This is a genomic window from Runella sp. CRIBMP (genome assembly GCF_009905605.1).
Taxonomy (GTDB): domain Bacteria; phylum Bacteroidota; class Bacteroidia; order Cytophagales; family Spirosomataceae; genus Runella.
In genome coordinates, this window is record NZ_JAAAKZ010000010.1 from 174,263 (window position 1) to 196,720 (window position 22,458).

Genomic DNA, 22,458 nt, shown 5'->3' on the forward strand with positions numbered 1-22,458 from the left:
TGTGTTATGTTCAGACAAGTTCTATTAATCTTTTTAATCGGTGGAATAACTGGGTTTTTTAGCATTGTAAATGCCCAAGTATTTGCCGCTAATTTTCCGACCCGACAAAGCCAGGGTAAGAGCGACCAAAAATCAACGCTGTTACTGAAAGATGCCTTACGTGACATCGAAACCCGTTTTGGGATTCACTTCGTTTACAAAACCGATGAAATCCCCAATCGTAGCATTCCCACCGAGACCATTTCAGGAAAGCTCGAAGAGGTGCTTGAAAGTACGCTGCGTCCCGCTGGGTTGACGTACAAAAAAGTGCGCAATACCTATATTATTCGTAGCCTGAAAGCGAAATCCCCCTCTAGTAACCCCACGCCCAACGAAACAACGCCAGAGCGGCTCAACATCACCGCCCCAGGAAACCCTGCCAACGAATCAGCAAGTTTGAATTTAATTCTCAATCGCGTTGTCATTCCCACTAGCGGCCTTACGGCTCCTTTGGAAATTAAAATTTCTGGAAAAGTAGCCGACGAAAGCGGTTTGACCCTCCCCGGCGTAAGCATTCTTCTCAAAGGCACCAACCGTGGAACCACAACCGACGGAAACGGAAGCTACCAAATCAGCGTTCCAGACAACAACGCTGTCTTGGTATTCAGCTACGTGGGGTATTTGCCGCAAGAAATCGCCGTTGGCAATCGTACCACCATTGATGTCACCTTGGGCACTGATACTAAGGCCTTGAGTGAAGTGGTTGTGGTAGGTTACGGAACCCAAAAAAGAACAAGCTTGACGGGAGCCGTTGCCGAGGTAAAAAGTGAGCAGCTTACCCGCCGCCCCGTATCCAATGCCAATCAGGCACTGCAGGGAATTGCTCCCGGAGTAACGATTTTGGATCGTGGCGGCTCACCCGGGCCTAATTCCCGAGCTACGGTTCGGGTACGCGGTATCACCACGCTCAGCTCCAACGACCCACTTTTTATCGTAGACGGCATAGAACAGCCCTTCAATACCATCAATTTGGACGATGTTGAAAGTATTTCAGTCCTAAAGGATGCCTCTTCTACCGCAATATATGGTTCGCGGGCGGCCAATGGTGTTGTATTGGTGACCACAAAACGCGCCAAATCGGGCAAGGCTGTCGTAGATTACAGCGGCTACTATGCCGTTCAGCAGGCCATCAACAAACCCGAAATGATGGATTTGGAGCCCTATATGCGTTTACAAAATGTTGCTTACATCAATTCGGGGGCGGCCGCAAGATTTACGGAAACACAAATCAACGAGTACGTCAACGCAACCGACCGCTTAAAATTTCCCCTTCCCAATACGTGGTTCAATACGGTTTTGCGCTCAGCGCCGCAGATGAATCACAATCTATCGGTGAGTGGCGGAAATGATGTTTTCAGAGGGCGTGTTGGGGTACGTTATCAAAAGCAGGGAGGCATTGCCCCCAATTTTGACAGCGATGTTCGAGAAATCCGCGCCAATACCGATTTTAAAATTTCAAGCCGCTTAAATGCGAGCATGGATATCAACTACCGCAACAACAACTGGCAAACACCCGTCAGCGAATTCAACGTTTTTAATACCATGTTTCACGGTTCGCTTTGGGCCGTTCCCAAATACCCCAACGGCACCTACGGCCTGAGTGCCCAAGGCAATAACCCGTTGATGTACGCCGAAATCGCGGGGCTTTCCAAAAACATTCAGGACTATCTATTTGGAAGCGCCAAGGCCGAATGGGAGATTATTCCTAACCTAAAATTCAGCACGCAGTACGCCGTTCGTTATACTTTTGAGCAAAACAAAAACTACACGAACGCCTACACAATAACCGATTATTTCAACACGTCACTCGTAAGAAAAACCATTCCCCGGAGCAGTTTAACTGAAATCAGAAGTAATATCCGCGAAACTACCCTCAACAATTTATTGGGTTACAGCAATACTTTTGGCCAACATGACGTGAAAGCGCTTGTTGGATACTCCGAGATTCAGAACAAATACAACATCATCAACGCCTACCGCGAAGATTTTTACAATAACGATGTTCAATCCATCGGGGCAGGTTCAGACAACAATAAAAACAACGGTGGAAGTGATTCTCAGTGGGGCCTACGCTCGTTTTTCGGACGTGCTAATTATGCCTTTGCCGACAAGTACCTGTTTGAAGCCAACGCCCGTTACGACGGCTCGTCGCGCTTCACTGGCGACAAAGTATACAGCTTTTTTCCTTCATTTTCAGCGGGCTGGAGAGTATCAGAAGAGAAATTTTTCGATGCCTTCAAAAACATCATAAGCGAGTTGAAGCTACGCGGCTCGTGGGGAAAAACAGGAAACCAAGCCGTGGGTCTTTACAGCTATTTCCAAACCCTCAATTCTTCCACGTACACCTTTGGCGGCAGTGTGGTTCAGGGCTATGTCCAATCCAATCTGGCCAACCCTGGCCTCACCTGGGAAACCACCACGCAAACCGACATCGGCTTGGATGCGCAACTTTGGAGCAATCGCCTGAGTTTTACGTTTGATTATTACAACAAACTTACCGACGGAATTTTGCTCAACCTACCGATTCCAACAACCGTAGGACTGAACGCACCGCCGCAAAACGCGGGTAAAGTAGGCAACAAAGGCATTGAATTAGGACTGAATTTCCGCAATAAAACCAAAAGCGGCTTTGCGTATGATTTCGGGCTGAACTTTGCCCAAAACGAAAACAAGGTCATTGACCTCGCCAAAACTGGTCCTTACATTTCGGGCTCCGACATCGACCCGCGCTACATCATCAAAGAAGGATTGCCCTACAATGCCCATTGGGGTTATAAAACCGACGGTTTGTTTCAAACAACCGATGAAATCAAGGCATACCCTACTATCGTCTCAAATGCCAAACCTGGCGATGTTAAATACGTAGATTTGAACAATGACGGCAAAATCAACAGCGACGATATGACCTTCATCGGACTCACCTTTCCGCGTTATACGTTTGGGCTAAACACCAATTTCAGCTATAAAAATTTCAACCTCTTTACCCAATGGCAGGGTGCCGCCGACGTTGATACCCGTTTGTCGGGAGCTTTGGCCGAAATGGGAAATTACGAAGGCTTTACGCATAAAATATACACCGATAACTACTGGACCCCCGAAAACCCCAACGCCCGTTTTCCTCGTCCTGTAAAGTTGGATTTACGCAACGTATCCACCTCCGACCGAATGATTATTGACGGGTCGTATTTCCGCCTAAAAACGATTCAATTGTCGTACAGTTTGCCAAAGGGAATTCTAGAAAAAGTCAAAGCCAACCGCGCCACGATTTACGTGAGCGGCACCAACTTGCTGACATTCTCTAAGCTTAACGAATGGAATCTCGACCCCGAAGCCGAGTCAGGACGGGCGACGTATTATCCACAAACCTCGTTGACAACCATCGGCTTGAATGTTCAATTCTAAGCGTGTTTGGATTTGTATCCCAAACATTCATCAAAAACTCAAACTGTCTTAACACAATGAATATCAAACATATCCTTCCAGCTCTTTTAACCATTGGGCTGCTTACCAGCTGCGAAAAAGACCTACTTGATACCGTCCCCAACGACCGTATATCTTCCGATATTTTTTGGAAAACTGAAAAAGATGCTACGCTGGCTTCCAACGGTTTATACCCATTATTAGACGGAGTCAACATTTTCGCTATCGACGGGGTTACCGATATTGCCCACGTAAATCAGGTATTTCAGGTAGAATCCAACATTGAAAAGGGCATCCACGACGCCCTCAATTCACGCCCCCAAACCGAATGGACAAGTGCTTACCGAGGTATCCGTTTGGCCAATGATTTTTTGGGAAATATTGGCACCGTCCAAACGACAAATACCGCTTTTATTGCCCGCCTAAAAGGTGAAGCACGCACCCTGCGCGCCTACCAATACATTAAATTGGTGGCGATGTTTGGGGATGTGCCATTGGTCACCACGAGCATTGGCATTGACGAAGGTCGAGCGTTGAAACGGACGCCATCGGCCCAAATTTGGGATTTTGTGCTCAAAGAACTCACCGAAGCCGCCAACGATTTACCCGCCGTTCAGGCCGAAAAAGGACGCGTAACCAAAGGGGCAGCCCTTGCCCTTAAAGCCCGCGCTGCTTTGTACGCTGGGCGCTATCAGGAAGCGGCCGATGCCGCCAAAGCGGTAATTGATTCCAAAACCTACTCGATTTATTCGAGTTATACCAACTTATTCTCGTACGCGGCCGAAAACAATTCGGAGGTGATTTTGGACAAACAATTCATCAAGGATACCTATTCCAACAACGTGTTTGCCAGCATGGGACCTTATAGCCAACGCACCGCCAACAATACCTACGTGCCCACCAAAGCGCTCGTAGATGCGTATCCGATGGCCAACGGCAAAGAAATCACCGACCCAACGAGTGGATTTGACCCAAAAAACCCTTACGCCAACCGTGACCCGCGCCTGCGCGCTTCTATTTTTGTGATTGGCGATGACCTTCCCGACGGCAAAAAATTCGACTCGCGCCCCACAAGCGGCACCGCCGACGCCGTGGGCAACACGTATTTGGCTACTTCAACGGGCTTTGTGTTAAAAAAATACATCAACAAAGAAGACTTGGCCACGGGTGGCAATTGCGGCATCAACCTTATTCTGCTCCGCTACGCCGAAGTTTTGTTGACCTACGCTGAAGCGAAAATAGAGCTAAATCAAATCGACGCGAGCGTCTATGACGCCATCAACCAGATTCGTCAACGTGCGGATGTCAAACTTCCAGCGTTGGAAACTGGCCTGACCCAAGCCCAACTTCGCGAAGCGGTACGTAAAGAGCGTACGTTGGAACTGGCCTTTGAAGGGCTGCGACTGTACGATATTCGTCGTTGGAAAATCGCCGAAAAAGTAATGGTCGGCGATGTATACGGCATGACCTACGTGGACGGCACACAGTTGAAAACCATTCAGATTGCGTCATTTACGCGGGTTTTTGACCCCGCCAAACATTATTTGTGGCCCATTCCACAAAAAGAGCGTGAACTAAATCCAGAGCTGACCCAGAATGCTGGTTGGTAATTTTAGCACAACAAAAAGTAGTATCTCCACCCATTTTTGTTTTATAATCGTCGGGGGCAAGAACCTGCTTGCTCCCAACGGTTAAACTAAAATATCCTTATGCAACGACTCCTATTCCTACCCCTATTTTTATTTTCTGCTTTACTATTTGCCCAAAAACCAAGCTCCAAGCCCAATGTCATCTACATCTTTGCCGACGATTTGGGTTATGGTGAATTGGGCTGTTATGGACAAAAAAAGATTAAAACACCCAACCTCGACCGCTTGGCAGCGGGCGGGTTGCGTTTTACTCATCATTATTCATCCGCCCCCGTTTGTGCGCCCTCCCGCTGCGGTCTCATGACAGGCCGCCATACTGGGCATACGTATATTCGGGGAAATTATGAACTGGGCGGCTTTGAAGATGACAAAGAAGGTGGGCAAATGCCCCTCAATGAAGGTGCTTTTACGCTGGGACACCTCTTCCAACAGGCGGGGTATAAAACGGGGGCCGTAGGAAAATGGGGCATGGGCATGGCCAACACCACTGGCAACCCCAATCAACAGGGCTTTGATTTCTTTTATGGCTTGCTTTGTCAGAAACAATCTCATAACTTTTATCCCACACACCTTTGGAAAAATGGGGAGAAAGTACCGTTGAACAATTCATTCATCCGCGTTCATAAGCCCATGGCCGAAGGCGATGAAAACTACGAGTACTACACTGGAAAAGAATACGCCATTGACAAAATGACCGAGCAGGCAAGCGCGTTCATCACCGAAAACAAGAACAAACCTTTCTTTTTATACCTGCCTTACACCCTACCGCACCTTTCGTTGCAGGCTCCAGCCGAGGCAGTAAAGGAGTACATTGGCCAATTTGAAGACAAACCCTATCGTGGCCAGTACGGCTATGCATCAACGCGTTACCAGTACGCCACTTACGCGGCAATGATCTCGTACCTAGACAAACAAGTGGGTATCATTTGGGATTTACTGAAAAAATCAGGTTTGGAAGAAAATACCATCATTATGTTTTCGAGCGACAACGGCGCTACGTTTGATAAAGCGGTAGATACCCGTTTTTTTGAAAGTAACGGTAACCTGCGCGGGGTAAAAAGAGACGTGTACGAAGGCGGTATCCGAATGCCGATGATTGCGTACTGGAAAAATAAAATCAAAGCAGGTCAGACCACCGATCACGTATCAGCGCAATACGACGTACTCGCCACCTGCGCCGAATTGGTCGGTATCAAACCCACCACCGCCACCGATGGAATTTCGTTTTTACCCACGTTGCTCAATAAAGGAACGCAAAAAAAGCACGACTTCCTGTATTTTGAATTTCCCGAAAACGGTGGTCAACTTGCCATCCGAATCGGCAACTGGAAAGGCGTAAAACGCAACATGAAAACCAATCCTAACGCCCTGTGGGAAGTATACGATTTGGCAGCGGACGAAAGCGAGCAAAACAACGTGGCCGCCAAACATCCTGAGCTTATTCCGCAGTTTGACGCTATTGTTAAACGCGAACACCGCCCGTCGCACTTGCAAGAATGGGAATTTGTAGCCCCCAAATTCGAAACAAAAAAGTAACACACTCAATACCCCTCCTCCAATCATGAAAAAAACAACCGCCTTTATTCTTAGCCTTTTTATCGTTTCGATTATTTCGGCGTTTCAATTCCTGCCCGTAGAAAACGCACCGAAAGCGGGGCAACCCAATATCATTTTGATTTTTATGGATGATTTGGGCTACGGCGATTTGAGTTGCTACGGCGCACTCCAATACCGCACTCCCAACCTCGACAAACTGGCGGGCGAAGGCGTTCGATTTACCAATTTTTTGGCCGCTCAAGCCGTTTGTAGCGCTTCACGCGCCGCTCTAATGACGGGCTGCTATCCCAACCGTGTGGGTATTTCGGGGGCCTTGTTTCCCAATGCAAAAGTGGGTTTAAACCCCGACGAAACCACCATTGCCGAGCTTTTGAAAGAAAAAGGCTACGCTACCGGGATGTTTGGCAAATGGCATTTGGGCGACCGCCCCGAGTTTTTGCCAATCAAACAAGGCTTTGATGAATATGTAGGTCTTCCTTACTCCAACGACATGTGGCCTATTGGCTATGATGGTAAGCCTTCCGCTGATACCAACCGCAGAAAGAGAAACCCTTTTCTGCCACTTTTGCACAACAGCGATACACTACAAGAAATCAAAACCCTCGATGATCAAGCCAAACTGACGGGAATCTACACCGAGCGGGCCGTGAATTTTATCAAGCAACACAAAAAAAGCCCGTTTTTCGTGTATTTGCCCCACTCCATGCCCCACGTACCCATTGCGGCATCGGCTAAGTTTAAAGGAAAAAGTAAGCAAGGCACCTACGGCGATGTGCTGATGGAAATCGACTGGTCGGTGGGGGAAATCATGAAAACCCTCAAAGAAAACGGGCTGGACAAAAACACCGTCGTCATTTTTACGAGCGACAACGGCCCTTGGCTCAATTTTGGCAATCATGCTGGCTCGTCGGGGGGCTTAAGAGAAGGCAAGGGAACGAGTTTTGAAGGCGGTCAACGCGTGCCGTGCATCGTACGCTGGAAAGGCGTAACGCCCGAAGGATTGGTGTGTAACAAGCTGACTTCCACCATTGATTTATTGCCGACCATTGCCAACATTTGCGGCACTAAGCTTCCCGCCAAGAAAATCGACGGTGTCGACATTTTACCGCTTTTGAAGGGCGATATGGAAGCAACGCCACGCAAGTATTTTTACTATTACTACCGTCGCAACAACCTTGAGGCCGTTCGCCGCGATGATTGGAAGCTAGTTTTGCCGCATGAAGGCCGTACCTATGAAGGGCAAATTCCCGGCAATGAAGGATTTCCAGGAAAAGCTCCCGAAAACACACCTTTTCCACTGGCGCTCTATGACCTCCGCCGCGACCCCGCCGAGCGTTATGATGTGAAAGAAGTTTATCCAGAAATTTTGGCCGAACTCCAAAAAGTAGCCGAAGAAGCCCGCGAAGATCTAGGAGATGATATCACAAAACGTACCGGCAAAAATGTACGCATGAGCGGTCGAGTACAATAATCGTTTGGGGGGATTTCTTTTTTAGCGCCTTCTTCGACGGGGAAATTCGTAGATTTGCGGCGGGAAGGAAATCCCCCAAACGCTGTTGAATGAAAAAAAATCGGCTTTATATTGCCCTTGGTGCAGGAGTTGTCGCAATTATCGCGGTAGTTTTGTACTTCCAATTTCGTCAGAAACAACAACCTCAGGTGGCCTTTGCACCTGATTCAAGCGTTTATTCCAAGCAAAATTATACGAATTTTATTCTGGACAGTGCAGCCTTGGTCTCTTTTTACCGAACGCATTTGATCTCAGACAGCACGCAGAAAAACATCACTGAATTTTATAAAAGAAGGGCGTATCAATATGCATGGTTCAGCGAAAACAGCCTCACCAACGCTGCCGTAATCTTCAACGGGCAACGCGAAGCCTACATCAACGATTTTGCCGACAGCAGTCTTTACAACGCCGAAATTGACCTCTTATTTTCAGAAGCACAAAACCGCCCAGCCGAATTTTTAAAAAATCCCTTAAACGCTCAGAAATTAGAACTACTTCTGACAGCTGCCTTTTTTAATTACACCGATAAAGCCTTTACGGGAACCATCAAAAATCCGTTAGACTTGGAATGGTTTATTCCCCGAAAAAAGAAAAATTATCAAGCATTACTCGACACCCTTGTTTCGGCCAAAGGCAATCCCATGCGCGAGCCCGTCAACCGTTATTATACCTTGCTTAAAGAACAGCTACGCCGCTTTCGCCGCATCGAAAAGCAAGGAGGATGGCCAAGCATTGACATTGGCAAAAAAACATTTGTTGAAGGCGATACAGGCTCGGTGCTTTTGGACGTACAAAAAACGTTGCTGGTGCTGGGCGATTTAAAAGCCATTGATACTACGGGCGTTTTCACGGATTCGTTGACCACGGCAGTTAAGCGATTCCAACATCGCATGGGTCTGAAAGAAAGCGGCAAGCTAGACGCCGCCACCGCCACCGAGCTCAACCGTCCCGTAAGTTTCCGCATCCGCCAAATCATGGTCAACATGGAGCGACTGCGATGGGCACCGACCGAGATGGAACCTAACATGCTGTTGGTCAATATCCCTGAGTTCAAACTACACGTTTTTGACGAAGGAAAACAGCTCTGGATGTGTAACGTTGTGGTGGGAAAAGAAGCGACCAAAACGAGCATTTTTAAGGGAAATCTGTCGTATGTGGTCCTGAATCCGTATTGGGTGGTGCCCAACAATATCCTTCGAAATGAAATATTACCCCGTTTAAAACAAAACCCTAGTTACCTCGCTCGCAACAACATGGAGGTAGTTTCGGGCAATAAAGTCATCGACCCTTATTCAGTTCGGTGGAGTTCCTACAGCAGTCATATTCCGTACACTATCCGACAAAAACCTGGAAAATCAAATTCACTAGGAAAAGTAAAATTCTTATTTCCAAATAGTTACAGCATTTACCTTCACGACACCCCCTCCAAAGGACTGTTTGGGGAATCGCGGAGGGCGTTTAGCCACGGATGTATTCGAGTGGCGGAGCCTGAACGTTTGGCACTGCACGTATTGAAAGATACTCCCTCGTGGAATTTGGAAAAACTGGAGAGCGTTTGGGCCACACAAAGCGAAAAATGGATTACTGTGCGGCCTTCCATTCCCGTTTACATCGTGTATTTTACAGCATGGGTAGACCAAACAGGTCAATTGAATTTCCGTAATGATTTGTACGGCTTGGATAAAACGTTAGCAAAAGAAATTTTTGGAGAATAAAACACAAAGAATGTCGGATATATCTTGTGGCGTAGATTTTGGAACGTCAAACTCTACCATTGCCTATTACCGTGGCGACCGCCTTAGGTTGGTGCCCGTCGAAAAACACCATACGACCATCCCCAGTGCCCTCTTTTTTGAACGAATCAGCAATGCACCCCACTATGGTCGTGAAGCGGTCGATTTATTTCTTGAACGCGAAAAAGGGCGTTTCATGCGCAGTTTAAAGCGCGTACTCGGTACGTCGGTCATGAAACAGGGGACGATGGTCAACGGCGCTCCGATGCATTTCAATAAAATCATTGGCCAATTTATCAAACACCTGAAAGACAAAGCCGAAACCGACGCGCAGCAGGAAATTGAAAGTGTCGTCATGGGTCGCCCAGTTCATTTTATTGACAATGACCCCGTTGGCAACCAAAACGCGCAAGAAGAATTAAGGGTCATTGCCCAAAATATAGGCTTTAAAAACATTGATTTTCAGTTTGAACCCATTGCGGCGGCCTTCGCTCACGAGGTAAATGTGGTGGGCGAACAACTGGCACTTGTGGTCGATATTGGGGGAGGGACATCCGATTTTACCGTGATTCGGCTTTCCCAAAAATACCTAAATAAGCTCGACCGCTCAGGCGACATTCTGGCCAATACGGGTGTCCGGATTGGGGGGAATGATTTTGACAAAGATCTAAGTCTCCACGCTTTTATGCCCGAACTGGGCTACCGAAGTACATACGGCGACAAAAACCTACCAGTTCCGTTGAAGTTTTACTATGATTTATCGGAGTGGAGCAAAATAAATTCGTTGTACACACCCAAAAACCTGATGCTGTTGCGTCAATATTTGGGGCAGTCGCACGACAAAACCCGTTTTTCGAGACTGCTCAATGTGTTTACGCAAGAAAGTGGGCACATTCTTTTGGGCGTAGTGGAAGACACTAAAATTGCCCTTACCTCCGACGAGGTTCACGAGGCCCCGTTGGATTTTATCGAAAATGGTTTTACCGTAACAACGGCCAAATCGGTGTTTGAAGAAGCCATTACGCAGGAAATTACCAACGTGGCCAACGCCGCTACCCAATGTGTGCAAGACGCAGGCGTGAGCCCAGAAAACATTGATTTGATTATCTTGACGGGGGGCTCAACGGAGATTCCTGCAGTACAGTTGAAGTTCCGTGAATTGTTTCCCAACGCCACCGTTTCCGAAGAAAACAAACTAGACAGCGTTGGCGTTGGCCTCGCCTACGACAGTAAACGCAAGTTTTTGGGAGAGTCTACTTCAGTTCGTTAACCAACCGCAACAATTCAATTTCAGCAGCCTTGGCCGCAAAGCTTAGATTGGTAAAAGTATAACCTATATTTTCAAAGCTTTGCTGCGCTTGGCGCACTTCTACGATGGTGGCTTGACGAAGCTGAAAACGTTGTAGCGTCAAATCCAATAGTTGTTTGGCCAAGTCTATATTCTTTTTCTGGTCCTCCAATTGTTGCAGGCTCATGGTATAGGCTTGATACGTCCGCACGGCCGTATTGCTAAAATTGCGCATCAAAATGCTTTTTTGTAGGCCTGCATTTTTGGCATTTATCCCAGCTATTTGTTCTTGTCTTTTAAATATTCCACCGTTATAAATTGGGATGCTTAAAGATAATCCAATCAACGGGCCACTGCTTTGGTTGAGTAGGGTTAAGCCCGCTGCTTGTTGATTTCGGTTGTAGCTATACCCTGCATTGGCCCGAAGCGAGGGATAACGCAAGGCCGTTGTTTCTTTAATCAATTGTTCGGCAATCCGAATTTGATAATCGGCGGCCATCAACTCGGCGTTTCTATCTAATTTTTTTAGAATATCGTTTAATCCAATTCCACGCTCTACGATGATGGTATCCTGCACCGAAATCAGGGTATCGGGGCGTACATTCATCAGCAACAATAAATCGGTTTTGGCCTGTTCGATGATGAGTTGCTGCGATTGTTTTGTTTGGTATAGGGTGTTCAAATCAATTTGCGACTGAAACAAATCGGCATTGTTGGCAAGCCCCACACTTTGCTGGGCTTTTACGATGTCAAGGCGTTTTTGGGCTACGTCGATGGATTGATCAATGGTTCGGGTATAGGCCTGTTGCCGAATCACGTCGTAGTACTTCGTCATCACCGCCGCGATGGTGTTTTGTACTTGCGCATTCACCAACTGGAGGCTCTGCAATTCCACCTGTTCCAACCGCTTTTTTACGAATTTCACCCGATTTCCGTTGTAAAGCAATATCGTTGCGGTTACGTTTGAGTTCAACTGGTTGGCCGCAGCACCGTTTCGTCTGATTTCTACGCCCGTATTCAGTTTCTGATTTACGTTCGTAATCTGCTCATTGTCATTGATGGTCGCAGTGACGGTAGGCCGCCCCCCCGCAATGCTGATGTGGTTATTGATGTCGGCGATTTGTACGTTATTTTTCAACACTTCAATATCAAGATTGTTCTTCAGGGCAATACTAACCGCATCAGATAGGGAAAGTGTTTGCGAAAAAGCTCTTGAAGAAAGAAATAAAACGAACAGTACTAAAGTGTATTTCTTCATTGTGAAGATCGTATTTTACAGAAAAAGGATTTTATGTTTTTTATAAACGTCGGTGAGGTTTTGAACCTTCTTTCACAAACGTCGGCGAGGTTAAAACCTCACCGACGTAATTTATCCCGACATTATTCAAGTAAGTCGAAATGCTATTATATTAATGCACAGGCATTTCTGCTTCTTTAGGTGTTTCTTCGGATTCGATGGTTTTGTGCTCCCCCGAAACATACGTGTACACGGCAGGTACCACAAACAGGGTAAGTACCAAAGAAAACAAAATGCCGCAAACGACCACGATACCCAAAGGAATACGACTTGAACCCGCAGCGCCCAAACTCAGCGCAATTGGCAGCGCGCCTAATGAGGTAGCCAAACTGGTCATAAGGATAGGGCGAAGGCGTTGAGTTGCCGCATCTACCACAGCTTCCATCTTTTTGAGGCCCTGTTCTCGCCTTTTGTTGGCAAACTCCACAATCAAAATTCCATTTTTGGTCACCAATCCAATGAGCATAATCATCCCAATTTGCGAGAAAATATTGAGGGTTTGGTCATAAACCCACAAGCTCAATAGCGCTCCCGCGAGTGCCAACGGCACCGTAATCATGATGGTGAAGGGGTCGATGAAACTTTCAAACTGAGCCGCCAATACCAAGTAAATCAATACCAAAGCCAGCGCAAACGCAAAAAGAATATTTGATGAGCTTTCCGAGAAATCTCTCGAAGGGCCAGAAAGCGCGGTTTGGTAGCTTTCGTCCAATAATTTAGCGGCAATTTTATCCATGGCAGCAATGCCATCACCAATGGTATAACCCTCTGACAAAGAAGCGGAAATGGTAGCTGCTTTGTAGCGATTATAGTGATAAATCGTCGTTGGATTGGTGCTTTCTTCCCATTTGATTACTGAACTTAAAGGGATATTTTCACCCCGCACATTACGCACATACAGCCGCCCGATGTCTTCGGGCTTGTTGCGGTCGCTTCTTTCTACCTGCGCAATGACCGAGTATTGAAAACCATTTTGAATAAAATAAGCCAAACGCCCGCCGCTGAAGGCCGCCTGAATCGTCGCAATCACATCTTGGGTAGTTAGCCCCAAGTCCTTGATTTTCATACGATCTACGGTCAGTTTTAATTCAGGACGGTTAAATTTCAGGTTTACGTCCACGTTGGCAAACGTTTTATCATTCCGTGCAGCCTCCAAAAATTTAGGAATAATTGCCCGAAGTTTGTCCAAATCTTGATTTTGGAGAATGAATTGAACAGGGAGCCCCCCGCGTGAGCCAAAGCCCACCGAAATCGTTTGCTCTTGTACGGCAAATACCCGTGCTTGATTGAAACGGCCTAATTTTTTCTGCAAATCATTTGTAATATCACTTTGGCTGCGCGTACGTTCGGTAGGAGGTACTAAGGCCAAACGCGGGGCAGCACTGTTGGTACTACCACCTCCACCTGGCCCTCCACCTGGGGTACGCACAAAGATAAAATCTCGTTCGGGAATGGAGTCATACAAAAACTTGCCTAAATCGTCGGCAATTTGTGCCATAGCACTATAGCTCGTTCCTTCGGGGGCTGTCACGTTGAAACGAATGCTACTGCGATCTTCCAAGGGTGCGAGTTCGCTTTTTAGGTTACCCATGCAAAACCAGATAATTCCTCCACAACCCGCAATGACAATCCAAGCAACCCAGCGTACTTTAAGAAAACCCTTTAGCATGACCTCATATAGGTTTTCCATGCCCCTGAAAAAGGGTTCGGTTTTTTGATAAAACCGCCCATGTCCTGCTTTTTTGCGGGTCAAATACACGTTTAGTACGGGGGTGATAGTGAGCGATACAAATGCCGATACCAACACCGCCGAAGCGAGCGTTACCCCAAATTCTCTAAACAAACTTCCGATAAAGCCTTCCAGAAATATCACGGGCAAAAACACGATAGCAAGGGTAATGGAAGTAGAAATAACCGCGAAGAAAATCTCTTTACTGCCTTCAATGGCCGCCTTACGGATGGGGAAGCCCTGTTCAAGTTTCTTGAAGATATTTTCAGTGACCACAATCCCATCATCTACCACCAGACCCGTGGCCAATACAATGGCAAGCATGGTAAGAATATTGACCGAAAAGCCCGCCAAATACATGATGAAAAACGTAGCGACCAATGAAATAGGAATATCAATCAATGGTCGAATGGCAATGAGCCAATCGCGGAAGAAAAAGAAGATAACCAATACCACCAAAATAAAAGAAATGATCAGAGTTTCTTCCACTTCGGCCAGTGAATTACGAATATTTTTGGTGTTATCGCTTAAGACTTTGAGCTGAATATCGCTTTTACTACTTTTCTGAATTTGCTCAAGACGTTTATATATCTCATCGGCAATTTTGATGTTGTTGGCTCCCGGCTGAGGAATAATCGCCAAGCCCACCGCGTGCAAGCCGTTGAATTTCCAGCTTTGTTCAAGTTGTTCGGGCCCTAGTTCTACTTTGGCAACATCGCTCAAACGTACAATCCCCGTGGCATCTTCCCGAATGATTAAGTCTTGGAATTGCTTTTCGGTGGTCATACGCCCCAGTACCCGAATCGTTAAATCCGTGTTGTTACCGTATATTTTCCCGGGGGGCAGCTCAATATTTTCGCTGTTGAGTGCAGTACGAATATCCGAGAAAGCTACATTGTAGGCACTCATTTTGTCAGGATTGAGCCATATCCTCATGGCATAGCTTTTCTGCCCAAAGATGTTGATTGCACTTACTTCATCAACCGTTTGAATCTGTTGTTGGAGTACGTTTTCGGCATAATCACTTAGCTCCAAGAGGCTTTTGGTTTCGCTCTGAATGGCCACAATCATAATGAAATCCCCGTTGGCATCGGCTTTTGATACCACCGGCGGAGCATTTATGTCCTGAGGAAGGCTACGCACGGCTTGGCTTACCTTATCGCGCACGTCGCTGGCGGCGGCTTCCAAATCTACGCCCAAGTTAAACTCTACGCTAATCTGGCTGTTGCCTTGCGAGCTAGACGAGGTAATGGTACGTATGCCCTGAATCCCGTTGATTTGTTTCTCCAACGGTTCGGTAATTTGGCTTTCGATGATGTCGGAGTTGGCTCCGGTGTACGACGTACTCACCGAAATCAGGGGTGGGTCAATGGCCGGGTAGTCACGAACGGCCAAAAAAGTAAGTCCAACGACTCCAAAGATAACCACTGCCAAGTTCATGACTGTGGCAAGCACGGGACGATTAATCGATAGTTCAGAAATGTTCATCGCTTTGTTGCTTTTCGTACTTTAAGAATGGCATCAGGTTTGGCAAATAATACTCCAGTCACTACCACCGAGTCTCCTTCACTGATTCCCTGCGTGATTTCAACATTATTGGCAGTACGTATTCCTGTTTGGACATTGACAAAGGAAGCTTTGCCTCCTTTTACTAAAATTACTTGGCTGTTTCTATCGTCAGGGATGATGGCATTGGTCGGAATCATAATGGCTTTTTTGTCATTGCCACTACTAACAATCACTTTGGCAAAAGCTCCTGGGTTGACCCGTGAATCATCCAGCAATGCACGCACCATCAGGTTGCGGGTCAGGCGGTTGGCTTGGGGTTCAAGCGCTATTACCGTAGCTTTTCTCATGGTGGTATCCCTGCCTTCCAGTTTTACTTTCACCACACTTCCTATCCGTATCAGATCACTGTTTTCTTCGGGAAGGGTAAAGTCGATTTTCATTTTACCTAATTGCTGCATAGTGGCAAGAATACTCGTCGGAGTCACATACGCACCAGGACTCACTTGTCGCAATCCAACTGTCCCCGTGAAAGGTGCACGAATGATGGTTTTATCAATTAATGTTTGGGTATAAGCAATATCTGCTTTCAGCGTATTGACCGTGTTCAAAGCGGCATCATAATCGCTCTGATTGATTCCGTTTACCTCCAAAAGCTTTTTTAGACGCTCTTCGGTTTTTTTGGCAGTCTCCAACTGAACTTTCGTCCGCTTTACCTGTGCTTCCAAATCGGCGCTATTGATACGCGCCATTACCGTTCCCTCAGCCACCGACTTGCCTTCCAGAACGTTTAGGTATGTGAGCCGCCCGCTGACTTCAGGCCGCAGTTCCGTAGACTCCCCCGGAATAATGGTTCCATTTGCTTCAATGACATTGGTAACGGGCTGAGAAGTGGCTACCATCACATCTACAATCGTGGGTTTGTCTTTTTTATCATCACCGCCTTTCGGTTTTTCTTTTTTTTCTTTACAGGCTGCGAAGGTCAAACAAAACAAAATTGTGTACAAAGAGATATAGGTAGAGGGAATTCTTTTAGGGCAATTCATTAAAATACCAGTTAAGTAGTCGAATAATATAAAGTTGAATCAGCAGAATTAGTCATAATAATATATAACTACAAATATATGTATTCGTTGGTGAAGCCGGCGGGGATTCCTACCCAAAAGCCTTAAAAATGAGAGCAACTACGGTTAAAACGCTACGAGCGCCAAAATGACATTCTGGAAGGAGCACTTTTTGGCGTAATTCTGAAGTTTATTTACCCTTAATGAAATACATTTTTAAACAAAACAAAACCCGACCTCGCTACTTGTTTTTAAGCAAATCCGAGACCGGGAAGTTATAAAAATAAGACAGGTTACTTCAATTTCATCGCCAGCGTTACACTGTTGCCAACCATCCCCGTACTGCGCAGGTAGTGCCCGTAGCGGAGTTCAACGGAGTGCCACTGCTTGATACCCAACAAACCACCGGGTGGCGCAAGTCGTATACCAGTACCCACAAAATGACTGGTAAAACCCGAAATGTCATAATCGCTCGTGTAATAGGCCTCCGTAGGACTGTGCTTGCCATAGGCCTTAAAATAACGCACCGCCGTTTGGTTATGAAAACGATAAAACGGGCTGACCGATACGAAAGGCGTTATTTTATAGGTTGCTTCAAAATTGGCAGTGTGGGCTTTCATGCCCCAATCGTCGGCGTAAAAACGATAGAATCCGCGCAAGATAACCTTATCACCTAGAAAATAGCTTAGGCGCGCTCCTACTGGCAATTTAAACCGCGACCCGGGCAGTTTTTCGACCGTATGCGAACCATCGGTAAAATAAACGCGGTGGTAAGGCGTGCTCAACAGCCCTTGTTGAAACGCTGGCTCTACCGTAACCAACAATTGGAAGCGTTTATTGATGACTTGCGACAGCGACAACGCTAAATTGTACGAATTTCGGGGTTTATACGCGACAGGGTCGCGGTCACCTTCGGCGGCGGAGCCGTAGCCTGCTGGTCGCAGTTCGGAGGGCAATATCGCCATCCAAGTATCAAAAAAAGCGCCCGCTTTAAGGCTAAATTCGCGATTATTATCCTTAGAAATTTTCGCAAAGTTGACATTAAAGCCATGCGACTGGTAATCATATTCAGCTGAATACGAATAGCTTATCCCGCGAGAGGTGCGGGTAGCATCATCCTTCACAGTCCACGACAACGACGGATACACGTGCGTATCACTGCGTGAGGCTGATGAAATCGTCAGAGGGTCAATGTTATCGGAAGAAGCCGAAGTATAATGGTCAATGTTGAAATCTGCATTTATAAAATGTTGGCGGCTTTTTCGATCAATAAATGACAGTTTTAAATCAATCGAATTGGCAAAATTGCTCAATTTCTCTGTCCCGATTCCTCCCGTTACGGCTGAATTATTGCCGTCCTGTCCGTAATAACCAGCAACCAAATTTACCTCTTCTATTTTGAGTTTACGTTTTTCGTAAGCCTCTTTGTCGTTGGTAGTTTGGGCATAGACGCCTTTTAGCAAGCCCACCAATAATCCGACGGTTAATACGATTTTTTTCATTTAGGGAGTGTATTTGATAAATCACGCAGACGCGCAAAGTGCGCTCTGAAAAACTGGCAAGGTTCTGAAACATTGGCGAGGTTTTGAACCTCACCGACGTTAGACATTTAGCCTAGTTACAGCCACAACCACCGCCGCTTTTACCGCCGTTGGCCCCAGAAGCGCCTTCGCGATAGAGGTAAAAACTCTGCTCGAATTTCTCAGACTTACGGGCCGAAAGCTCCATTTCAGAGTCGTTGATGCGGCTTTTTTGGTATTCCTTGACCGAAACGCAGGAAGATAGAGCCCACGCCACAAACAAAGCAAACAGGCTTATTTTGATGATTCTGTTCATATTTTTTGGGGTTAAAAACAGCATTTAAACGCCTACGTAGCGCATAACAAACTAGCTGATTTTGATATTTTTTGAGGTGAAAATGCGGTCTTTATCGTCAATAATAATACAGGCCATGCCCTGCATTTGGTTGATTAAATCCAACCCAACCCGTACCCCCATGACCGTCACGGGCGTAGCCATCGCATCCGCAATTTCGGCATTGGGAGAGAGAATCGTCACGCTTTTGATGCCCGACACTGGCAATCCCGTTTTGGGGTCAATGGTATGAGAATATTTCTTTCCGCCGATGACCGCATATTTTTCATAATTGCCCGACGTAGCCACGGCTACATTGCTGATATTCAGATAGGAAAAGGGCTGATTTTTGGCATTCGGGTCTGCTACGCCAATCGTCCACGGACTGCCATTTGGCTGACTTCCCCACGCCGTTAAATCTCCTGAAGCATTAACAATACCACTTTTTACACCCTTTTGTAGCAACAGCCTCTTGGCCATTTCAGCGGCGTAGCCTTTGCCGATACCGCCAAATCCTATACGCATCCCTTTCTCTTTCAGAAAAACGCTTGCATTGGCTTCGTTCAACACCACATTACGATAATTAATCAGCCGTACCATCCGTTTGGCGGTTTCGGCATCAGGCAGGGAGGTCATAGTGGTATCAAAATTCCACAGGCTTTTGTCAATGGAGCCGTAAGTAATGTCAAAAGCACCTTGTGTAAGTTCAGAAATCCTTAGCGAGCGTCGAATCAACTCAAACACCTCGCGTTCTACCCTGACGGGTGCAATACCCGCCTGGGCATTGATTTGATTGGTTTGGCTATGGTCGTTGAAAGTGGTCAACAAAGCCTCAATCCGCTGGATTTCGGCCACAGCCTCTCCAATTCGGTCATTAGCCCACGCTTCATCTTCGGCTACCACGCTGATTTCGAAGCGATTACCCATTAACCGAACCACCCTTTTATGAAGCATCAAACTCACGGCTAACTCACTTTGAAGCATCGGCAATGAGTGCAATATCATGAACAAACGCCAACGTACTCATTGTTTTGGGATAACCTTCCCACTCTTTCAGTACTTTTCCATTGGCATCCAAGAGGAGCGTAAAAGGAAATTTCCCCTGTGGATTGTATTTTTCGGCCAATGCTTCGTTGTGGGCGGTTTGTTTAGCATCCAATTGATTCTTTTTTTGCCGGGGAAAATCCGCCCGAACCAATACCAAGTGCCCATCGGCGTATTGCTGAAAATCTTCAGATTCGAAGATGTCTTTCTTGAGCTTTATACAAGGCCCGCACCAGTCTGAACCGCAAAAATTCAACAGGATATATTTATTATTTTGCACTGCTTCTGCCTTGGCTTTCTCAAAATCACCTCCCCACTGTGGGGAGGCTGCCAATAAGCTGGTAATCAAGACTAAAATGATTGTTTTCATGGTAGTTTTGGGAGTTATTTTTTATCTGATACTTAGCTATAAACGACCAGTGTTGTACCGCTAACCGCCACCTTATAAACGGTAAGCCCCTTACTACCGAAGCTATTGAGACCCTTACCGGTCAAATCAAACCGAGCGCCGTGGTCGGTGCAGTAAAACTCGGTCTTGTTAAAAATGATTTTCTTTTTGGGCTCATGGCTGCACGTCTGCGTAACAGCCGCATAATTTCCCGCGCTTGTCTGTGCTACTACAATTCCGCTTTTGGCGATGTATCCACCGACAGTTTTGAGGCTAACGTTGGCAGTAGCACTAAGGTCAAGGGTTAATAATGGATTTTTAATAGTGCTCAAATCCGTAGTCGTTCCAGGAGTGGTCGTAACTGGTGTCGTGGTCACTGGAATGGGCGTCGTATCGGTCGGCTTTTCAACCAATGCATCAATGTATGTATCTTCCTCCCTGATGCACGAAGTCATTACTGCCATCAAAGCAGCTCCTCGAAAACCCATTGACTTCAAAAATTGATACCTATTCATACGCAGTTTGATAATGATTGAATATTTTCTTTCCTATCATTACGTACAATCGTATAGCGCTGTTGCAGTTAAAATGTCATATAATATAATTTAATTTAGAAAATTTCAAAATAGCACTTTGTATCAATTGGATACAAAAATCAAACGGCGGGCAAATACCCGCCGTTTGAATAGCCCACAATTATCTATTTTACACTGTCCTTAGTTATTCTTGATACTACGGCGTTTTTCTCAAGCTGAAAGAAAACCTAAATTTCTTGACACAATTTTTTAATTTAAAAGGCATTAAAATAAAAAAACATATAGTGCCACACACACACCCAATCCTATCAAAGTCCATAACAAGCCGCTTGTTCGGCGCTTTTTTAAGAAAAGTAAAAGTAGCAGTCCTGTCAATGAAACTACCGTCATAAATATGGCAGATGCATCAATCACCAGCGACCATGTTTTTCCCGTATCGCGTCCTTTATGCAAATCATTGATGACGGCCACCAAACCCATCTTCGTTTCGGTAAGTTGGTACGCTCCTGTGGAGCGGTTTATAAAAACATCAGCCGTATATCCCGGCCCCCGAAACGCCACCGAACATTCAGCTGCATCAATGCGAAAGTCACTCATGGCTCCCTTTGGGTGGTTCGCTGCTCGCAGATGCTCAACAATTGCCAATTTATTCACCTTCGATGTGTCGGCAACGTTTGTCCAACTTGCATTCAACTTCCCTTTGTACTCAGCAGTACGAGAGGCATCTTCAAACCAATCTGCGTGGTTAAGCGTCAAGCCTGTGACGGCAAAAAACAACACCAACGCAAAGCTGAACATCGAAAGATACAAATGAACCCAACGCGCCAGTGCGGGCATTTGGCGCTGCCAAGCAGCATTTCCGTCGGAAGCACGCCCTCGGGTATTAACGGTTGCTTCCTTTCTCGCGGTAGTCCAAGGCTGCGGCTGCGATCTCGGTGTTTCCATTAAGTGTCTGTTGTTTCGGTTTTCCGTTAAAATCCATTTCTTGTCGTATCAATTGATACGTACCATGCTCGCGGGCCGCTTCGATATTGATGGTGTACTTGCCTTGTTTTACGTATTGCCCTTGGTCGTCTTTGCCGTCCCAAACCAATGAATAGGCGCCCGCTGAGCGAGTAGCGCCCGCAATAGAGGCCGCATTCAAACCGCTGCTACGCTGCATGGTGTACCAAGTCCGTAATTCAGGAAGCCAGCGGGGTTTGTTGTACCAAATCGCCAATTGACGCACAGGAACATGGTTTTGGTCTTCAATCCACACGGCTACAAAAGGCCGATGCGAACGCCCCTCAAACCGACTGAGTTCAAACGAAACAAGCAGCTCTTGATTGGCATTCCAGAGTTTATCTTTGATGTTTGAAACTGATAAAATATGGGCCGTTTTTACGGAAGGGTTCGACGTAAGAGGCGTTGCTAAGTCATTCCAGTAAGGACTTGTAAATGATTGGCCTTCTTTGGAAACAATGAGGTAGTCGGTCTGCGGTATAGAGGCCGCCAATCTGATGCTTTCGGCTGGGGTAAGCACATTAAATGCCGTTGCTAGTGCTCCTGCGGTGACCGCGTTGGGGTGTACTACCGTGGCACTGATAATGTCCTGAGCAGGCACGCCCGTGCGGGGGTCAACAATGTGCGAATACCATGTATTGTTTACCCATACCCCTCGGCGATAATTGCCGCTCGTGGCTACCGCCCGGTTGCTTACATTCAGCCAGGTCAAAGGGGTAGCATTTTCGGCATGGGTCTTGGGGTCGGTTAGGGCAACGGTTTCTGTCCAATTTCCCCGTATGACTAAGTCTCCCCCGCTGTTTAAAACCACCGCATCAACGTCAGCATTTTTAAAGGCCGCT

The 22,458-nt window shown here is 46.5% G+C and carries 16 protein-coding genes; 6 read left to right on the top strand and 10 right to left on the bottom strand.

Annotated features, from left to right (window positions below; all coding sequences use genetic code 11):
- The first annotated feature begins 6 nt into the window (after window positions 1-6).
- From GVN20_RS21030 to GVN20_RS21055, 6 genes are all read left to right on the top strand, one after another.
- On the top strand, window positions 7-3,441 hold the full coding sequence (locus GVN20_RS21030) for a TonB-dependent receptor (protein WP_166560241.1): 3,435 nt from the start codon (window positions 7-9) through the stop codon (window positions 3,439-3,441).
- Between the two features lie 56 nt (window positions 3,442-3,497).
- Window positions 3,498-5,069 (top strand): RagB/SusD family nutrient uptake outer membrane protein, encoded by a 1,572-nt coding sequence (locus tag GVN20_RS21035; protein ID WP_166560242.1) that lies wholly within the window; start codon window positions 3,498-3,500, stop codon window positions 5,067-5,069.
- Window positions 5,070-5,168: 99 nt separating this feature from the next.
- Window positions 5,169-6,644: an arylsulfatase gene (locus GVN20_RS21040; protein WP_166560243.1), complete on the top strand. Its 1,476-nt coding sequence runs from the start codon at window positions 5,169-5,171 to the stop codon at window positions 6,642-6,644.
- Window positions 6,645-6,669: 25 nt separating this feature from the next.
- Window positions 6,670-8,136 carry a sulfatase gene (locus tag GVN20_RS21045; protein ID WP_166560244.1) on the top strand — a complete coding sequence of 489 codons (1,467 nt, stop codon included), beginning with the start codon at window positions 6,670-6,672 and terminating at the stop codon, window positions 8,134-8,136.
- Between the two features lie 89 nt (window positions 8,137-8,225).
- A complete protein-coding gene (locus GVN20_RS21050) occupies window positions 8,226-9,890 on the top strand; it encodes a murein L,D-transpeptidase (protein WP_166560245.1) in 1,665 nt (554 codons plus the stop codon).
- A 10-nt stretch (window positions 9,891-9,900) separates the two neighbouring features.
- On the top strand, window positions 9,901-11,178 hold the full coding sequence (locus GVN20_RS21055; RefSeq protein ID WP_166560246.1) for an Hsp70 family protein: 1,278 nt from the start codon (window positions 9,901-9,903) through the stop codon (window positions 11,176-11,178).
- Here GVN20_RS21055 and GVN20_RS21060 read toward each other — a convergent pair.
- The 10 genes from GVN20_RS21060 to GVN20_RS21105 all read right to left on the bottom strand — a co-directional run.
- A complete protein-coding gene (locus GVN20_RS21060; RefSeq protein ID WP_166560247.1) occupies window positions 11,162-12,454 on the bottom strand; it encodes a TolC family protein in 1,293 nt (430 codons plus the stop codon). The genes GVN20_RS21055 and GVN20_RS21060 overlap by 17 nt on opposite strands.
- Window positions 12,455-12,605: 151 nt before the next feature.
- Complete coding sequence (locus GVN20_RS21065; protein WP_166560248.1) at window positions 12,606-15,710, bottom strand: efflux RND transporter permease subunit; 3,105 nt, start codon at window positions 15,708-15,710, stop codon at window positions 12,606-12,608.
- Window positions 15,707-16,774 carry an efflux RND transporter periplasmic adaptor subunit gene (locus GVN20_RS21070; protein ID WP_166560249.1) on the bottom strand — a complete coding sequence of 356 codons (1,068 nt, stop codon included), beginning with the start codon at window positions 16,772-16,774 and terminating at the stop codon, window positions 15,707-15,709. The genes GVN20_RS21065 and GVN20_RS21070 overlap by 4 nt, the downstream gene beginning before the upstream one ends.
- A 311-nt stretch (window positions 16,775-17,085) precedes the next feature.
- Window positions 17,086-18,294: a DUF3570 domain-containing protein gene (locus GVN20_RS21075; RefSeq protein ID WP_166560250.1), complete on the bottom strand. Its 1,209-nt coding sequence runs from the start codon at window positions 18,292-18,294 to the stop codon at window positions 17,086-17,088.
- Between the two features lie 112 nt (window positions 18,295-18,406).
- On the bottom strand, window positions 18,407-18,628 hold the full coding sequence (locus GVN20_RS21080; protein ID WP_166560251.1) for a DUF4266 domain-containing protein: 222 nt from the start codon (window positions 18,626-18,628) through the stop codon (window positions 18,407-18,409).
- A gap of 51 nt (window positions 18,629-18,679) precedes the next feature.
- Window positions 18,680-19,630 carry an FAD:protein FMN transferase gene (locus GVN20_RS21085; protein WP_229599139.1) on the bottom strand — a complete coding sequence of 317 codons (951 nt, stop codon included), beginning with the start codon at window positions 19,628-19,630 and terminating at the stop codon, window positions 18,680-18,682.
- A complete protein-coding gene (locus tag GVN20_RS21090; RefSeq protein ID WP_166560252.1) occupies window positions 19,617-20,060 on the bottom strand; it encodes a thioredoxin family protein in 444 nt (147 codons plus the stop codon). Before GVN20_RS21090 ends, GVN20_RS21085 begins: the two co-directional genes overlap by 14 nt.
- A 32-nt stretch (window positions 20,061-20,092) precedes the next feature.
- A complete protein-coding gene (locus GVN20_RS21095; RefSeq protein ID WP_166560253.1) occupies window positions 20,093-20,593 on the bottom strand; it encodes a Rieske 2Fe-2S domain-containing protein in 501 nt (166 codons plus the stop codon).
- Between the two features lie 285 nt (window positions 20,594-20,878).
- Window positions 20,879-21,559 (bottom strand): PepSY-associated TM helix domain-containing protein, encoded by a 681-nt coding sequence (locus tag GVN20_RS21100; RefSeq protein WP_166560254.1) that lies wholly within the window; start codon window positions 21,557-21,559, stop codon window positions 20,879-20,881.
- On the bottom strand, window positions 21,498-22,458 hold a 961-nt coding region (locus GVN20_RS21105; protein ID WP_166560255.1), incomplete at its 5' end, for a DUF2271 domain-containing protein. The genes GVN20_RS21105 and GVN20_RS21100, both read right to left, overlap by 62 nt.

What these genes read in the sequence shown, in the direction of transcription:
- GVN20_RS21045 (WP_166560244.1), top strand. Translation starts at nt 6,670, where the DNA reads ATGAAAAAAACAACCGCCTTTATTCTTAGCCTTTTTATCGTTTCGATT.
- GVN20_RS21085 (WP_229599139.1), bottom strand. Translation starts at nt 19,630, where the DNA reads ATGCTTCAAAGTGAGTTAGCCGTGAGTTTGATGCTTCATAAAAGGGTG.
- GVN20_RS21040 (WP_166560243.1), top strand. Translation starts at nt 5,169, where the DNA reads ATGCAACGACTCCTATTCCTACCCCTATTTTTATTTTCTGCTTTACTA.
- GVN20_RS21035 (WP_166560242.1), top strand. Translation starts at nt 3,498, where the DNA reads ATGAATATCAAACATATCCTTCCAGCTCTTTTAACCATTGGGCTGCTT.
- GVN20_RS21050 (WP_166560245.1), top strand. Translation starts at nt 8,226, where the DNA reads ATGAAAAAAAATCGGCTTTATATTGCCCTTGGTGCAGGAGTTGTCGCA.
- GVN20_RS21075 (WP_166560250.1), bottom strand. Translation starts at nt 18,294, where the DNA reads ATGAAAAAAATCGTATTAACCGTCGGATTATTGGTGGGCTTGCTAAAA.
- GVN20_RS21055 (WP_166560246.1), top strand. Translation starts at nt 9,901, where the DNA reads ATGTCGGATATATCTTGTGGCGTAGATTTTGGAACGTCAAACTCTACC.
- GVN20_RS21065 (WP_166560248.1), bottom strand. Translation starts at nt 15,710, where the DNA reads ATGAACATTTCTGAACTATCGATTAATCGTCCCGTGCTTGCCACAGTC.
- GVN20_RS21100 (WP_166560254.1), bottom strand. Translation starts at nt 21,559, where the DNA reads ATGGAAACACCGAGATCGCAGCCGCAGCCTTGGACTACCGCGAGAAAG.
- GVN20_RS21060 (WP_166560247.1), bottom strand. Translation starts at nt 12,454, where the DNA reads ATGAAGAAATACACTTTAGTACTGTTCGTTTTATTTCTTTCTTCAAGA.
- GVN20_RS21095 (WP_166560253.1), bottom strand. Translation starts at nt 20,593, where the DNA reads ATGAATAGGTATCAATTTTTGAAGTCAATGGGTTTTCGAGGAGCTGCT.
- GVN20_RS21080 (WP_166560251.1), bottom strand. Translation starts at nt 18,628, where the DNA reads ATGAACAGAATCATCAAAATAAGCCTGTTTGCTTTGTTTGTGGCGTGG.
- GVN20_RS21090 (WP_166560252.1), bottom strand. Translation starts at nt 20,060, where the DNA reads ATGAAAACAATCATTTTAGTCTTGATTACCAGCTTATTGGCAGCCTCC.
- GVN20_RS21070 (WP_166560249.1), bottom strand. Translation starts at nt 16,774, where the DNA reads ATGAATTGCCCTAAAAGAATTCCCTCTACCTATATCTCTTTGTACACA.
- GVN20_RS21030 (WP_166560241.1), top strand. Translation starts at nt 7, where the DNA reads ATGTTCAGACAAGTTCTATTAATCTTTTTAATCGGTGGAATAACTGGG.